At 35.7% G+C, this 14,537-nt stretch carries 14 protein-coding genes and 1 tRNA gene; 3 read left to right on the top strand and 12 right to left on the bottom strand.

Features of this window, described 5'->3' with window-relative positions:
• Positions 1-490 precede the first annotated feature (490 nt).
• Positions 491-1,414 carry a toll/interleukin-1 receptor domain-containing protein gene (locus HMPREF9456_RS13375; protein WP_245531027.1) on the top strand — a complete coding sequence of 308 codons (924 nt, stop codon included), beginning with the start codon at positions 491-493 and terminating at the stop codon, positions 1,412-1,414.
• A 143-nt stretch (positions 1,415-1,557) separates the two neighbouring features.
• On the opposite strand, the gene HMPREF9456_RS13370 is transcribed toward HMPREF9456_RS13375, so the two are convergent.
• From HMPREF9456_RS13370 to HMPREF9456_RS13355, 4 genes are all read right to left on the bottom strand, one after another.
• Positions 1,558-1,628, bottom strand: a tRNA-Cys gene (locus HMPREF9456_RS13370).
• Between the two features lie 111 nt (positions 1,629-1,739).
• Positions 1,740-2,150, bottom strand: coding sequence for a septal ring lytic transglycosylase RlpA family protein (locus HMPREF9456_RS13365; RefSeq protein WP_006844071.1), 411 nt, complete (start codon positions 2,148-2,150; stop codon positions 1,740-1,742).
• 11 nt (positions 2,151-2,161) lie between these two features.
• Positions 2,162-5,125: a PEP/pyruvate-binding domain-containing protein gene (locus HMPREF9456_RS13360; protein WP_006844070.1), complete on the bottom strand. Its 2,964-nt coding sequence runs from the start codon at positions 5,123-5,125 to the stop codon at positions 2,162-2,164.
• 346 nt (positions 5,126-5,471) lie between these two features.
• Positions 5,472-6,269, bottom strand: a complete 798-nt coding sequence (locus tag HMPREF9456_RS13355; protein ID WP_006844069.1) for a Spy/CpxP family protein refolding chaperone — start codon at positions 6,267-6,269, stop codon at positions 5,472-5,474.
• Between the two features lie 297 nt (positions 6,270-6,566).
• On the opposite strand from HMPREF9456_RS13355, the gene HMPREF9456_RS13350 reads away from it, so the two are divergent.
• On the top strand, positions 6,567-7,460 hold the full coding sequence (locus HMPREF9456_RS13350; protein WP_006844068.1) for a tyrosine-protein phosphatase: 894 nt from the start codon (positions 6,567-6,569) through the stop codon (positions 7,458-7,460).
• Here the strand turns inward: HMPREF9456_RS13350 and HMPREF9456_RS17680 are convergent.
• The 8 genes from HMPREF9456_RS17680 to HMPREF9456_RS13315 form a co-directional block, all read right to left on the bottom strand.
• Positions 7,419-7,610 carry a DUF6597 domain-containing transcriptional factor gene (locus tag HMPREF9456_RS17680; protein WP_006844067.1) on the bottom strand — a complete coding sequence of 64 codons (192 nt, stop codon included), beginning with the start codon at positions 7,608-7,610 and terminating at the stop codon, positions 7,419-7,421. The two genes, HMPREF9456_RS13350 and HMPREF9456_RS17680, sit on opposite strands and share 42 nt — an antisense overlap.
• 87 nt (positions 7,611-7,697) lie before the next feature.
• A complete protein-coding gene (locus tag HMPREF9456_RS13345) occupies positions 7,698-8,558 on the bottom strand; it encodes a GNAT family N-acetyltransferase (protein WP_006844066.1) in 861 nt (286 codons plus the stop codon).
• Positions 8,559-8,577: 19 nt separating this feature from the next.
• Entirely contained in the window at positions 8,578-9,291 is a 714-nt protein-coding gene (locus HMPREF9456_RS13340; protein WP_006844065.1) for a DNA alkylation repair protein, read from the bottom strand.
• A gap of 28 nt (positions 9,292-9,319) precedes the next feature.
• Complete coding sequence (locus HMPREF9456_RS13335) at positions 9,320-9,862, bottom strand: GNAT family N-acetyltransferase (protein WP_006844064.1); 543 nt, start codon at positions 9,860-9,862, stop codon at positions 9,320-9,322.
• Positions 9,863-10,030: 168 nt separating this feature from the next.
• On the bottom strand, positions 10,031-10,720 hold the full coding sequence (locus HMPREF9456_RS13330; RefSeq protein ID WP_006844063.1) for an RNA ligase family protein: 690 nt from the start codon (positions 10,718-10,720) through the stop codon (positions 10,031-10,033).
• Positions 10,721-10,732: 12 nt separating this feature from the next.
• Positions 10,733-11,353 (bottom strand): peptide chain release factor H, encoded by a 621-nt coding sequence (prfH, locus tag HMPREF9456_RS13325; RefSeq protein ID WP_006844062.1) that lies wholly within the window; start codon positions 11,351-11,353, stop codon positions 10,733-10,735.
• A gap of 7 nt (positions 11,354-11,360) precedes the next feature.
• Complete coding sequence (locus HMPREF9456_RS13320) at positions 11,361-12,758, bottom strand: RtcB family protein (protein WP_006844061.1); 1,398 nt, start codon at positions 12,756-12,758, stop codon at positions 11,361-11,363.
• Between the two features lie 587 nt (positions 12,759-13,345).
• Positions 13,346-13,801 carry a hypothetical protein gene (locus tag HMPREF9456_RS13315; protein ID WP_006844060.1) on the bottom strand — a complete coding sequence of 152 codons (456 nt, stop codon included), beginning with the start codon at positions 13,799-13,801 and terminating at the stop codon, positions 13,346-13,348.
• 322 nt (positions 13,802-14,123) lie between these two features.
• Here HMPREF9456_RS13315 and HMPREF9456_RS13310 point away from each other — a divergent pair, with 322 nt between their 5' ends.
• Positions 14,124-14,528 (top strand): VOC family protein, encoded by a 405-nt coding sequence (locus tag HMPREF9456_RS13310; RefSeq protein WP_006844059.1) that lies wholly within the window; start codon positions 14,124-14,126, stop codon positions 14,526-14,528.
• Positions 14,529-14,537: the final 9 nt, after the last annotated feature.

Raw genomic sequence — 14,537 nt, 5'->3', positions numbered from 1 at the left:
GAGAAAAAGAGAGCTATAAACATATACAGTGCGACCATATTTTGTTTTAATTGTCGATAATAGTTATTGGAAATATAGTTTAATATGAATGAATATATTGAGTTTGAGATTCTGAAAATTAAATAAATTCTGCCAATATTATCGTTGTCAGAATTAGTGTATTGTGTATGGTCTGATAATAGATTAGTGATAATGGTTTAATCTCTAGTGACTGTAAACTTATCGGGAGCTATAAGTAAACACTGTAATTATTATAGAGATTGTAATGTATCTTGAAATACGAGAAATATAAAACTTATTCAGTAACTATATTTATGGATCGACCGATAAGGCATATTCCTTGCCTGCTATTAATTTTTATATATGAAATCGAATGTAGATATAGGAATTGAAGAAATAAAGCCTGTAAACAATTTATTTCACGACTTACTTAAACTTAATTATAAATTAGTATTTTTATACCTAAATCTTTTAAATGCAGAATTATAATATGACTCCTTTAGAAAAAGTGAATTTAGTATATTCAATTGCAGTCGAATTACAAAGCCGAATGACTTATGATGAAATCAATGTATATCTAAATGAATATGGAATAAAGAAACCATCCGATGGATATGGAAGTAAAAGAGTCTATGTTCAGAAAGCTTTAGAAAGTGTTCCTTCTTCAAAAATTGTAAAAATAGCAGAAGAACTTGGATTATATAAATCTGATGATTTAACACTAACGGAAGAGCCTCAATGTTGGAAGCTTGGCTTTTTCAAAATGTTTATTAGTCATTTAACTGCAAATAAATCATCTGCAACTAATCTGAAAATATGTTTAGAGGAATATGCTATATCTGGATTTGTCGCTCATGAAGATATAGAACCCTCAAAAGAATGGATGACTGAGATAGAGAAAGCTTTGTTTACCATGAACGGATTATGTGCGATTGTAACTCCAGACTTCATAAAAAGCGCTTGGTGCGACCAAGAAGTAGGAGTTGCTATTGGACGTAGAGTTCTTGTTGCTCCAATAAGAAAAGGTGCTGATCCATATGGATTATTTGGTAAATATCAGGGTATACAATCTAAAAACAAAGATTCTCATAAAATAGCAGAAGAAATATTTAAGATTGTAACTACAAACGAGAAGTCAAAATCTATATATGCCGAGATGATTCGTAATTTAGTACTAAATTCAAAAAATACGGAAGAAGGTTTAAAATGGATAACTCTTTTAGAAAGAATACCTAATATTGAAGTAGCATATATCTCCGAATTACAATCAAAATTTTATTCTAATGATAATTTGGATAATGAGTCTGTCTTTGAGATAGCTAATCGAATATTTAAGAAATATAATTTAGCACTAGTTGATCATAAGACTTTTATGGTAAATGATTTTAATCTAGAGGATGATTTACCATTTTAAAAGATTGCAAACCCATATCATGTCATTCTTAGAAAACCCCTTAAAACATTGGAGAATCGTTGGTTTTAATCCTATTTCTAATCCTAAAAAAGAAAAATCCTTGAAACCAGCACTGATAGTCAGTCGATTACAAGGATTTAAAGAGGTTCCTGGCGGATTCGAACCGCCGTAGACGGTTTTGCAGACCGGTGCCTAACCACTCGGCCAAGGAACCATTTTGGGTTAGCGACTGCAAAGATATAATATTTTATTCAAGATACAAGATTTTTTGTGTGATTAATAGCAAATTCTACCTCCAAGTATACTAAATATCTAACACTCAGTATTACTGTACAAGCGGATTTTTTATCAAAGCGATGCTATCCGGCCTAATGGTATCCTGAATCGGTTTTATATATTCCGACACTTCTACTTTCATCAATCCATGATGTACCATATCGAGCTCTTTCGCTGCAGCATATGATAAATCTATTATACATTTCTTCCTAAAAGGACCTCGGTCGATAACCTTGACAATTATTTCTTTATCATTCTTTAAACTCTTTACTTTCAATAGAGAACCAAAAGGATAAGTTCGATGGGCGCAAACCATACTGTCTTTTTTGTATATTTCGCCACTGGCAGTTTTTCTGTTATTAAACTTCTTGCCATAATAAGTAGCAAGCCCTACATTTTGGGCTTTTAGCCCAATCGCAACAAAAGATAGAAGTAAGATTATCCCAATTATTATTCTCATAAACAATCAATTTATATTTGTTCGGGTTTCAGTACGGTTCCAATGTTCTTTTTTCCATTTATCTTTATAACCATCGGATTTGAAAACTGAACATGTCGTATATAATCAGTTTCGAAGACCGCAGGTTGTTTATTCAGATAATCTTCATCAAACAAACCATCATTAGATGTGAACGGATTGATAGAGAAATATCCAACGCCAAAAGATGTCAGGTTCTGAAAGAAATGAGTACCCTGACTAGGCTCTATTTTATAGTTATCCAAGGTAAGTTCGACCAACACCTGAGCATTCGATATTTGAGGCCATTTAACCGGAATACCTAGCCAAGAATCACTGCTTCCCCATCTTCCGGGACCTACCAGTATGTAGTTTTTTTCTTTCTCCAGAAATTCAGCATTCAGTTTATCAATCTCTGTTGCTATTTTTGTGTTATTAGCTGCATTGAAATTCTTTGTTTTCACGTAGATAATATCATGTACATCACTTATAACTCCATGTCCCAGAGCGTTATTCGAGTGTAATATCTCATCTTCCGGTTTTATCCGAGACAAATCTTCAATCTGCAATTCTTTATTTTGTACTATGGGTCTTATTTGCAACAGATAAAATATCCCTTCTCCTTTGTCTTTCAGGTCTACTGCAAATTCTATTTCTACAGCGCGTCCCATTTCCGATTGTCCTATTTTCAAAACTTGCTGTAGGATTTCAGCCAAAGGAAAAACATTATGCTGTAAAACGTTTGCAAACGATATAATCTTTCGTCCACTATCGTAATATCCATCATATATAACCTGATCAACAGGATCGTAAGTAGATGATATATATTTTATAGAACCATCCTTTTCTGCATCTTTTATATTTAGTTTCAAAAGGTTAAAACCATCATTCGTTGTAAATTCCTTTTGAATATTCTTTGTGTCCAAAGCGTAAAAAAAGCGTTGTGTATCTCTTAAAGCCAAATCTACAGAACTCAGCTGTACAATATTGTGTGGGTGCGCCGGCGAGAAGCGCAGATTAGAACCTCCTTCTACAATGTATTTACCCAAACCTAATACAATGTTGGCTATACCTTCTTCCGGGCGTTCGTTCCCTATAGGGTAAAAATTCAATGATCGGGCAACACCCGATATGGTAGGATAGAAATGATCTTCGTAATTAGTCCCCACTGCCTCTTGTATGACTATAGCCATTTTTTCCTGATCTATCAGGTTCTGTGTTGCAGTCATATAAGTTTTACTGTCTTTGTAAAAAACAGAAGCATATACCGCTTTTATAGCCTTGCTAAGCAATCCGAGCGTATCATACTTGTCTTTCATCAAAGGGATCATGTAAGTTGAATATACGCCGGCAAAAGGCTGATAGTGCGAGTCTTCAAGCAGACTGGAAGAGCGTACGGCAATTGGAGCATCTATTGCATCCAGAAAGACCATGAAATCTTCGATAAGGCGATCAGGTAATCCCGCTCGAAAGAAGCACCTTAATATTTCATCATCCGACTTCTCTGATAATGCTATTGGATACAGGTCATTAGTCTCCATGAACTCATCAAAGATGTCGGTGCATAATACTACCGTACGAGGAATCTTGACCGAAATCTTGTTATCCTCATTTAGCTCTAAGTGTTCTTTTATTATATTATCAATAAAAGCGATGCTACGCCCTTTTCCACCTATAGAACCGTCACCCATTCGGGCAAAATTAGAAAATTCATCGAAGCGATCTTTGTCGAATGTGGCGACTATTCCCGAATTCTTTACTTTACGATATTTTATAATCATATCGTATATAATCTGACGAGCCTCTTCCATACTGCTAAAATCTGTAACCGCAATGCGCTTTAGCCATTCTGCCAAAGGGAACATGGCTCTGGAGTAGAAGAAACGAGAAAAATGATCGTGTGAAAGGTGGTACTCTATCGATGCATCCGGAATGTTGAATATATTCTTCTGCATATCTTTCAGATTGCGTATACGCATAATCTCATTTCCGGTCTCAGGGTCTATTATAATAAAATCTCCAAATCCGAAATTGTTGACCACCTGCTTTTTCAAATCCCGAGGAAAACTTTTTGAATTCTTATCAATAAAACTACAGCCTAATTCATCAGCATAAGCTTTGTTCTTGACTTCTGATGAGGTGAAGACCACCGGGGCAAATCGCCGTTGCTTCCGCATCCATTTTACAAAATTGTAGCCGGCTAACTTATCTTTTGTCCCTCCATGAGCATAACTCATATCGGTAATAACGCCTAAGATGTTGTTATAGTATTTCTTATAGATGTCAACAGCTTCTTCGAAGGTACGTGCCAACATGATTTTTGGACGTCCACGCATACGCAGCATTTGCTGGTGTTCGTTCAAAGCCTCTTTCGAAAATTCCTTTGATGCCTCCATCACAATTTTGAACAGAGTGGGTAATGCCGAAGAGTAAAACCGTACAGAGTCCTCGATGAGGAGTATAACTTGTACACCTACACTCTCTGTGTCATGTTCTACATTCATACTATCTTCTATTAGCTTAATTATAGCCAATAAGAGATCGGGGTTTCCAAGCCAGCTAAACACGTAATCAACACCCGATAAATCTTCCGACGACAGCCTTTTTGATACCTCTTTAGAGAAAGGCGTAAGTACAATGAATGGTGTTTCTGGATATAGCTCTTTTATATGCTTTGCTGTGGAGAATATATCCGTATCATCCATGTTTGGCATCTGAATGATCAGTTCATAATGATTTTCACTTATCTTCCGTATAGCCTCATCTTCTGAATATACCTGAGTAAAACGAGGCGGATAGTTTAGATTAAGTGATGTATATTCATTAAATATCTGTTCATCAATGCGTCCATCATCCTCCAGCATAAATGAATCGTATTTCGTTGCTATCAACAAGACATTAAAAATACGTTTAGTCATCAGATTGGCAAAAGATGTATCCTTGAATCGGAAAGCTTTTATATCGGGTAATTTCTCCATGTCATGGTTTTATCAATTAAGAGAACAAATATAATCAAGCAGCGCTTACTTTTTAGCGGTTTGCTTCAAAAGTTTACAATTCGGAGGTATATCTCCACAAAAGGTGACAATTGTTGTTTTTTTAAGTATCTCATATCTAGTGCGTACTGGCGAAAAGGTGACAAAAGTGACACTTTTGATATTGTTTGATTAATTGTCTGATACCTTTTGAGTTTTTTATTGAAACATCTCTTTATTTCTTTTAGAACTCTCTCGCTCTTGAATAATAGATGGTATATATATAAGATAAAAACGCCAACCGAAAGTTGACGTTTTATGAATACTGCAATAGTTTTTGTATTATATGTTATGCCGGAGCATTTTGTTTATTAGCCTTTTGTGCATCACCAAGTATCTGCCTTCTTTCTTTTCTGAAATTTTCGCGTAAATCAGATAACTTTTGTTTTTGGGCAGCCGGAGCAATGCGGCTCATTTCTATAGCTTTCTTTTCTTTAATGTAGTTTTCTTTTAAAGCATTTAATTTTTCTACACTGGCATTATCTAATTTCATGCCTTTTCTACTTCCATAAGTAAAAGTTTTGTCCTTTGAGAAATCTTTTCTGATATCTCTTAGTTTGCTTTGTTGCTCAAGGGTATAGATTTTATTCAAATCTTCACGATGCTGTAGCGCCAGTTCTTTCGATTTGGCTCTGTAGTTTTCATTTATTGCTCTTATTTGTTGCTTTTGTTCATTCGTAAGGTCGAGGTCCTTCAAGTCCTTTTTGTATTGTATTGCCAATTCTCTTTGCCTGTCGTGTCTTTTGCCCCTCATACTCATTTCCTTCTCCCTTTTGCTCTGTAGTTCCTTTAGCTTTGTTTGTTGTTCAGGAGTCAGAATGTTGTTTATCGCATCACGGTGTTCTCTTCTTAGTTCTTTAATTTTAGTTCTTTTATCTTCTTTCGAAACATTTGAATTACTTCTTAAATCCGATATTTTCGCTCTGAATTCATTATTAGCAGAATCCACTTTTTGTTGCTGTTCGGAAGTTAAGTTTAATTCCTGCGGTAAAGAAAATCCCCGTTTACTACGCCTTCCTTCTTGTGCACTAACTATTGTTAGGGAAGTAAAAGCTAATATAGCTAATGATAAAAATAATCTTTTCATAACCTTTCGACTTTTAATTGTTTCATGATACTTAGATGTATATAACTTCTTGAGGTTTAATCTAAAATATTATTTTAACTTTTTATTATATGTTTCGTTATGATTGATTTCTTCTTTTTTATTAGTTCTACATACCTATTCTCAAGTGTTTTGTCCTATGTAATTTCAGCTTGTGATTAGTTTGATATATAACATAATTTAATAATCAGTTAATAAAGTGAAAACAATAATTATGCCCAGCGGTATTTTGATTAACTTGCATAAAATAGATAAGATAAATCGATAAACTTATGTTTTATGGCCTGGGATAGATTTGCTATTGCATCGAATGAGGAAAAAGGAGAGTTAGATAATATTCAATATTTGGAGTCGGGCATAACAAAATATACATCAATAATTAGAGATAAAATATCAAAATCAGCATCATTGAAAATTGATTTTTCTGAAGAATGGTCATTGTTTGCCGGAACTTCGGTTGAGGAAATTGATTATACGCAACCAATAGCAAAAGGGCAGGGGAGAGGTGTTTTTCCCTTGACTATATCAGACCCAAGAAGATACTACTTTGTGTTAGCTACTGCCAACGAAAAAGTTGTATTATCTGAACAGCACTTGCCAATGGCAGGAGGATACAATTTTAGAGATTTAGGCGGTTACAAAACACAAGACGGTCGTCGTGTGAAATGGGGTAAAATATTTCGCTCAGATGATCTTCATAATCTGAATGGTACGGATTTAGCTTATCTGGCTTCTATTCCTTTACTTTCTATCGTAGATTTCAGGTCTGAAAAAGAAATGATGCAAGCTCCGGATAAAAATCCGATTTCGGTAAAACAGAACTATCCCTTGTGTATAAGTCCAGGAAATCTTATGGCTGTAGCAACTTCTAAAGATGATTTGTATAAACTTTCAGTAGATGAAGCGGACACCCAGATGAAAGGAATGAATACTCTTTTGGTTACAGATCCGTTATGTATAAGCAGATACCGAGAGTTGTTCAGATTGCTTCAAAATGAAGAAAATATTCCTCTTATGTTTCATTGCTCTGCTGGGAAAGACCGCACAGGTATGGCGGCTGCTCTTGTATTATCGTCTTTGGGTGTAGATGAAGAAGCTATATTGGACGACTATTTGCTTTCTAATTTCTACTTAGCAGATAAGAGGCAAAAAAGTACTTTTACCTTCAATTGATAAAGGATTGCCCCGATGAAAGAATAGATTGATATTCCCTGTCGGTATTACACCTTGCACATGATTCGCCGCATTTGCTTTTAAGAACCAATAGTTCTTAATGTAAGGTGACAGTTCAATACTTGGCTGTACAATTTCAAAAGAGTCCATCTTAGAAAGATAGTTAACCTCAACTGTGATGAATTGTAAAAAAGAGACATTTATTAGCTAACTGAATTTATAAAAAAATCGTCAATTTTAAATTTTTCTGATCATTTCGAATTGTTTTCCTTTCACTTCAAGATTCTTTGCTTTTATAAAATTTGCAATCGAATCACATGCTACATCCGTATTCACAATTTTCAGAATCGAATTTTTATTCAAATTTAAAATCTCTTTTAGTAATAGTGATGCAATCCCTTTACTCCTATATTTTTTGTCAACAGCTATTTGAGTAAGATCTCCCGATATAGGTTCGAAAACACAGTATCCGACTATTCGTCCATCGACAAATACTCCCAAACAAATAAAATCATCAACAGCCCGCTGTATAGATTCAAAACTATTCTGCCACGAAGGAGTAAAATCCCAAAATTTAGTAAAAAAATCCAATTGATCGATACTTATCCGTTTAACAGAATATAAAGTATCTGATTCTTTTATAAGGTTGCTTATATGCTCGTTTGTTTGCATCGAATAATAGAATTCTCGAGTTACTTCAAATCCAAGATTTCTGTATACGGAAACTGCTTTTGTGTTGTGCTGCAACACTTCCAGTAGGTATTGTTTAATTCCGGCTTCTCTTAAATATGGTATAGAATATCCAAAGACCTGAGTAGCTAAACCTTGCCCACGATATTCTTTCAGAGTTCCTGTCCCTGTATCGTATGCTGTGCGTATTCTTTTGAAGTCTCCAATTCCATTTAAAGTGAAAGCAACTATTTTATCTCCATCAAATGCAGCGAACGATAACTCAGGATCAAACCCACGTCTTTTTAGCATGATTTGGAGTTGCACCTTATTCATTTGTACTTCATAGTTGGCAAAAGCTTGATTAAATGCTTCACATATTACATCGAAGTGTGTATCTTTCAAGGACTTTACATTTATTTCTTCCATATATCACTCAATATTATCCTTACTTTTTCATGGCCTCTGATTTCATGTTTGCCGGCATTTTTTCTATAGCATAACGCAAGGCTGTACGAGGCATTACTGATTTATGTTTCATCACATAATCAAACACTTTTTTCTGATAGGTTTCACTCGCTGCTTTTAGCATCCACCCATACCCTTTTTGTACCAGATCATCTTTATCTAACAACAGAATATCAGCAATCTCAAAAACATCATCCAAGAACAAACCTTTGCGCGCAGGAATAATCAATGTAACGGCTGCTGCCCGCTTTACCCAACGGCTAGAAGATTTTGCCCATTTTTTCAATTCAGATATGTATTCGGGATACATCATCACGAATGTACCGATAGTATGGTTACAGAGCGTATCGCAATCAGCCCAGTTAGTAACGTAGTTATGCACCCAATATTCGAAAGTTTTAAAATCAGTAGGTTCATATTGTTTATGTAATGATTCGGCCCAAATGCAAGCAACAACCGATTCTTCCAAGTAGCCGGATTTCCACAGTTCTTCGCATAAGTCGAATATTTCCTGTTTAGAAAGCCCCTTCATCTGTTTAAGACTCTCCTTAGCTATTTTACTGACGTCCCCCATTCGCACACCATGTACTTTAGCTGCTTCTCCCTCTTTGAAAAATCGGGAACTTGTATTAAGTGTACTTTCATCAATACTCATTGCCAATGCCTGACGAACCTGTTCTACTATATTATCCATTTTTTTAATGATAAGGAATTAAACGAAACTAGCTATTTGGTCTTTCAATTTCATAAAGAACATGCTTGCACAAAGGGTTCTCTTTTTCTATTTTAGGATGATCAAAATACCCTTGAAGATGCATACCAATTCGCTTCATTACTTTTTCAGAATCAACATTTAGAACAGAGGTAAATGATACAATCTTATCGAAATTTAAAATATCAAAGCCATAATCAAGGCATGCTATTGCCGCTTCAGTAGCGAATCCTTTTTTCCAAAATTCTTTTCTAAACCTCCAACCTATTTCTACACATGGCGTAAAATAAGAATCAAAAGCAGGGACGGAGAATCCGGTAAATCCAATAAATTCTTTCGTTGATTTTTCTTCAACGACAAACAGTCCAAAATTATGTTTCTCAAAGTGTAACTTAATCCTATCTATAAAACCCTGAGTTTCTGAATAAGATAAAGGCTTAGGGAAAAACCTCATAACATCATTATCCATATTCATTGCTGCAAACGGTTCAATATCTGAATCTTTCCAATGCCTTAATCCTAATCGGTCAGTTGTCAAAATATAGTCTGTCATCTTCTTTTTTATCAATTAGTATTGGTTATTACATTATTCCCTCGACGACAAAAAATCTTTTCTAAACAGATATTTATCCTCAACAGATTTGTTAAACACAAAGTTATTATAATTTCAATCTTTAATATATTTCATGGTAAAAGAAATAAATACATCTTTATTATAAAGCTATTGCTCCCATACCAACTTAGCCCGCTTCCAATTGCGAGTCCAGTGCTCATCGGTTTTCACATGACCTTTGCGGACGTATTTGAAAACATTATGCATAAATTCCGTAACGGGATATTCTCCAATATTGCGAGTGACAACACCCTCTCGTGTACAATCTTCACTCGTAAACGGATTCAATGAGCCAAATACACTTGGTTCTTGTGCCCAATTTTCGATAGCCAACTGTAATGACTCTTGTGTTAAACCTTCTGTTGTCTGAACAGCCAACTCGGGGACTGTCGGAAAATCGAACATTGATGCATAAAACTTCACTTCTTCCCACGAAAGCCATTTATCCATTTGGCGCACGGCAAAAATAAAATAATATTCTTCGATGCGTTTATACTCAATGGAGTGAACTGCATAAAGGTTTTCTCCAAAAAGTTCGATATCTCCTAAGTCATTTTTCAGAAGATTCCATCGTTCTCGCAATTGGCTTGTCCAAGAAGATGTAGTTGGCGCAACATGAGATCTGGCAAATACTCCAAATTGGTTCAAGCAGTTGTTTTCGCCATCCAGCTTTTCTGTATGCACCATGCATTCTATTCTCTGAATATCTTGCCAGTACGTATGATTAAATCGGTCGTCGCTAGTTGTTCCCGGCGAAAAAGGGAAATGATATGTACGACCATATTTTTGTGATTGCATAATTTCATTTGTTTAGTTTAATGGTTCTTTAATTACTTTCACAGGATTTCCTCTTTCCAACGAATTGTGATTATCCCAATTCTTTTGAGCTTCCTGCATCATTTGTTCTTCGGTCCATGCCGATAGTTTGACCAGTAAACGTTCGGTTGCCAGTTTCTTATTCTGATGTTGCGAACGTTGGTCTGATGCTATAACACTAAGTCCTGAAGGATTATGAATGGCTCTCACTGCCGTCTCTGTTTTATTCACATGTTGACCTCCTGCCCCCGAAGAACGCAAAGTTTGATAAGTAATGTATTTCATATCCACATCGCTCAACTCAGAGGGGGTGAATGATTTAACACCCACAAACCAATTTTTGCGTTTGTGATAAATACGATACGGGCTCTGTGCCGTCCATTGAATAACACCTTCCCATTCATTTACAATTTCGTCAATTTTGTTTCCTTCCAAAGAGATAATCGCAGAAAACAACGTGCGATTGATTTCACCTTGCTCTCGTTCCAACACTTCGGCTTCTAGTTTCAGTTCTCTGGCCTGCTTCAATATCTTTTCTAATACCAGAGCTACCGCCCGGCAACATTCTGCCGGACCTCGCCCCGATGTTATTTGTAAGTATATTTTATTATTCATAATAAATCTACTCTCTGTTCATTCTTACTATTCGTGGCATAAATTTGCCTTGAATTTCTACTAACGATTCTTGTGCCGGCATCACACGGTCGATGTCTTTGTATGCCAATGGTATTTCTTCTACACTACCTCCAATGAGCGTTACCTGTTGCTGTTGAAGCAATTTCTTCAAGGCCGATTGTGTGAACTGCTCTTTTGCCTTTTGGCGCGACATGGCTCTTCCGGCTCCATGCGAAGCAGAATTAAGCGATTGTACTTCACCTTTTCCACAAACCAGATAACCTGCAGTAGCCATACTTCCCGGAATGAATCCTGCTACACCCTTTGCTGCAGGAGTAGCACCCTTGCGGTGTACAATAGCATATCGATTGGGAGAGATTTCTTCGCGCCAAGCAAAATTGTGGTGATTATTTACATTACCGATCGCTTTCAATCCGAGTGCTTTACTCAGATTTATATGTATCCGCTCGTGGCAAGCTTGAGCAAAGTCTCCGGCAAGATTCATACTCATCCAATATTCTTGTCCTGCATCGGTATCCAAGCCCAGCCATGCAAAATGTTGAGCTTCGCGAGGCAATAGACAAACATCACGTGCCACTTGGCTATAATGTTTGGCTATTTTAGCACCCATGCCTCGAGAGCCGGAATGAGAAAGTAATGCTAAATATTGTCCTGCCGGAAGCTTTAATACATTATTTTCCATCAATTCTATTTCGCCAAATTCCACAAAGTGATTTCCCCCACCCGAAGTTCCTAACTGACGCACTGCTTTTCCTTGAAGCTTTTTCAGCAGATCGGTCATTTGAAACTCTTTTCGGTCCAGCACCTCATGTTCTTGCTGAAAAGTTAATCCACCTTCCATTCCAAAATGAGTGTACTCTTTCAACGCTTCTTTTATCTGATGCGAGTAACGTGTCAAATAATCAGCTTTGGCATCGAATACAGTCAGGCTCATTCGACAACCGATATCAACCCCTACAGCATAGGGTATTACAGCGTTCTCTACAGCCAACACTCCGCCAATAGGCAAGCCATATCCGGCATGAGCATCAGGCATCAAAGCCCCTGCAAGAGTTACAGGCAATCGCATAGCCAATTCCATTTGCTGTTTGGCTAGGCTATCGATAAACTTCCCTCCGTAAGTTTTAAATGTTAATGGCTCATCGAGCAAGTTGTAAACAGAGAATTGTTTCTCTTCCATAATAGGAGAAAAATGCTCAGCCAGCCTACTCCAGATTTCATTTGTTTTGTATTTATCAGGATATTGTAACAAATCGCTTAATATTGCCAAAACCTCATCTTTTGTACTGTGTTTGCAATGTTTACTAATAATACCTAAAGCAAGGCTTCGTGCAACAATGTTGGTATATCCTATTTTACTTAATTCTTTAAGTCGTATGCTCATTAATGTTATTTCTTTGTTATATTTCTCCATTATCATGATCGAGTGATTCGTAACCTAGGCTACAAATCTCAAACCAGAGCCTATATGATTCCTTTTGCGGCTGTCTCAACTTTCTGTCGTGAGCCGTACAGATTCACCTGATTTTCCATCTGCGAGAAGGAATGTTACAGCATATAGGTTCAGTCTTGCTTAGCAGCAAGATTGCCCATGATAATTTGTTGCGATACAGTGCAGCTATAAGGACATAAAAAATCCCTTTCGTGGCTGATGTATCAGCATTAGTTATAAATTTTTATTTGATTGTGAAACTAACCAGCGTCTTTGTGCAGCCGTTTTTCTATTCAGATTTAGATTGCTGTCAGACTCATCATCCCGATAAGTCTCATTAGTTTCTTTGCGTGTATATTATTTTTTGACCAACATAATTGTACCCTTTCTCTATTTTTTTAAGGGTTAGTATTCTATTTTCGCATGCAAATATATAACAGATTTTTGAATTAATAAATTTTTAGAATAAATTGGCATTAAATTTTAATTATAGCACCAAAGCATAATTGTTATTAAAGACTAATTAAGCATTAGCATTCTTAAAACACCTGATTTAAACTTGGATCAAAAAAAGACAGATTATATATAACTGATTCTGAGTAACCTTCTCTTGTAATCTTAACTATCCATGTAATTACAGATGGACTAGTAACTACATGAGATATACTTATAGATACGTCCGGATATTTGCTCTGTATCTCCACAGAAGAGGCTGATAAATCTTTAGTCAATATAGCATATTCTACTTCAAAATATTTTTTATTCGGTTCACTCAGGAATCCTGTTCCTACTATATCTTTAGAATCAGTTAAATCAAGTAATACGCCATCAGCTTTGACAGGAATGTGGCTACCGTTAATCGTAACGGAGGTTATTCCAAGTAAATTGTAATCCGCCTTTTGCTCTGGGGCGTCATCTTCACTGCATGAAAAGAAGACAAAAGCTGTAAGAATTAACACAAGACATTGACATAAACCTACTTTTATATTTTTCATTAGAATTTATTTTTTAGTAGTTAACTTTAGATCCATAAACCATGGGATATTAATAAAATACTATTTTTATTCAAAAACACACAAAATTAACTATAATCTGATAAATAAATATAAATTTAACAGGATCTTTCATAGAAACATTAATTATTCACTCAACTTATTTGTACTGAATTTAAAAGATTCTAAATGCTAATTTATGTTTTCACTGCACCCTATTCTTTTCTCTATTTATATATTTTGGGAATAAAAAAACTTGTTGACATACTGTTGTCATAATGGGGTGATACATTTGCATTGTGTTAAATTTAAAAATATAAGAATTATGAAAATTAAACCTTACCTGTCATTTAATGGCAATGCAGAAGAAGCTCTCAACTTCTATACCGGAGTATTTAATGGAAAAGTCGGAGAAATTTTTCGCTATGGAGAATATCAGGCAATGGAAAGTCCTGTCGAATACAAAGACAAGATAATCCATTCCGATCTTGACTTTAATGGCTGTTCTATCAGCATGGCCGATCTTTTACCAGATACCAAGGCTAACTTTGGCTCTCTGGGGTATACACTCACTATATTTTGCGACACCGAGCAACAACTGAAAGATATTTACTCTAAATTGGGTGTGGGTGGACAAATAAAATGTGAACTTGGCCAACCACCTTATGCCAAGCTTTATGCCGAAATTATCGATAAATTTGGCGTACTTTGGGCATTGATTATAGAATAAAATGAGAAC

It is taken from the genome of Dysgonomonas mossii DSM 22836, assembly GCF_000213575.1.
Taxonomy (GTDB): domain Bacteria; phylum Bacteroidota; class Bacteroidia; order Bacteroidales; family Dysgonomonadaceae; genus Dysgonomonas; species Dysgonomonas mossii.
This window is presented reverse-complemented; position numbering and strand designations above follow the sequence as displayed.

Bases quoted from the DNA above. Each gene is read 5' to 3' on its own strand.
- HMPREF9456_RS17680 (WP_006844067.1), bottom strand. From the start codon at position 7,610: ATGGACTCTTTTGAAATTGTACAGCCAAGTATTGAACTGTCACCTTAC.
- HMPREF9456_RS13340 (WP_006844065.1), bottom strand. From the start codon at position 9,291: ATGGATAATATAGTAGAACAGGTTCGTCAGGCATTGGCAATGAGTATT.
- HMPREF9456_RS13355 (WP_006844069.1), bottom strand. From the start codon at position 6,269: ATGAAAAGATTATTTTTATCATTAGCTATATTAGCTTTTACTTCCCTA.
- HMPREF9456_RS13320 (WP_006844061.1), bottom strand. From the start codon at position 12,758: ATGAGCATACGACTTAAAGAATTAAGTAAAATAGGATATACCAACATT.
- HMPREF9456_RS13315 (WP_006844060.1), bottom strand. From the start codon at position 13,801: ATGAAAAATATAAAAGTAGGTTTATGTCAATGTCTTGTGTTAATTCTT.
- HMPREF9456_RS13310 (WP_006844059.1), top strand. From the start codon at position 14,124: ATGAAAATTAAACCTTACCTGTCATTTAATGGCAATGCAGAAGAAGCT.
- HMPREF9456_RS13350 (WP_006844068.1), top strand. From the start codon at position 6,567: ATGGCCTGGGATAGATTTGCTATTGCATCGAATGAGGAAAAAGGAGAG.
- prfH (WP_006844062.1), bottom strand. From the start codon at position 11,353: ATGAATAATAAAATATACTTACAAATAACATCGGGGCGAGGTCCGGCA.
- HMPREF9456_RS13375 (WP_245531027.1), top strand. From the start codon at position 491: ATGACTCCTTTAGAAAAAGTGAATTTAGTATATTCAATTGCAGTCGAA.
- HMPREF9456_RS13360 (WP_006844070.1), bottom strand. From the start codon at position 5,125: ATGGAGAAATTACCCGATATAAAAGCTTTCCGATTCAAGGATACATCT.
- HMPREF9456_RS13335 (WP_006844064.1), bottom strand. From the start codon at position 9,862: ATGACAGACTATATTTTGACAACTGACCGATTAGGATTAAGGCATTGG.
- HMPREF9456_RS13345 (WP_006844066.1), bottom strand. From the start codon at position 8,558: ATGGAAGAAATAAATGTAAAGTCCTTGAAAGATACACACTTCGATGTA.
- HMPREF9456_RS13330 (WP_006844063.1), bottom strand. From the start codon at position 10,720: ATGCAATCACAAAAATATGGTCGTACATATCATTTCCCTTTTTCGCCG.
- HMPREF9456_RS13365 (WP_006844071.1), bottom strand. From the start codon at position 2,150: ATGAGAATAATAATTGGGATAATCTTACTTCTATCTTTTGTTGCGATT.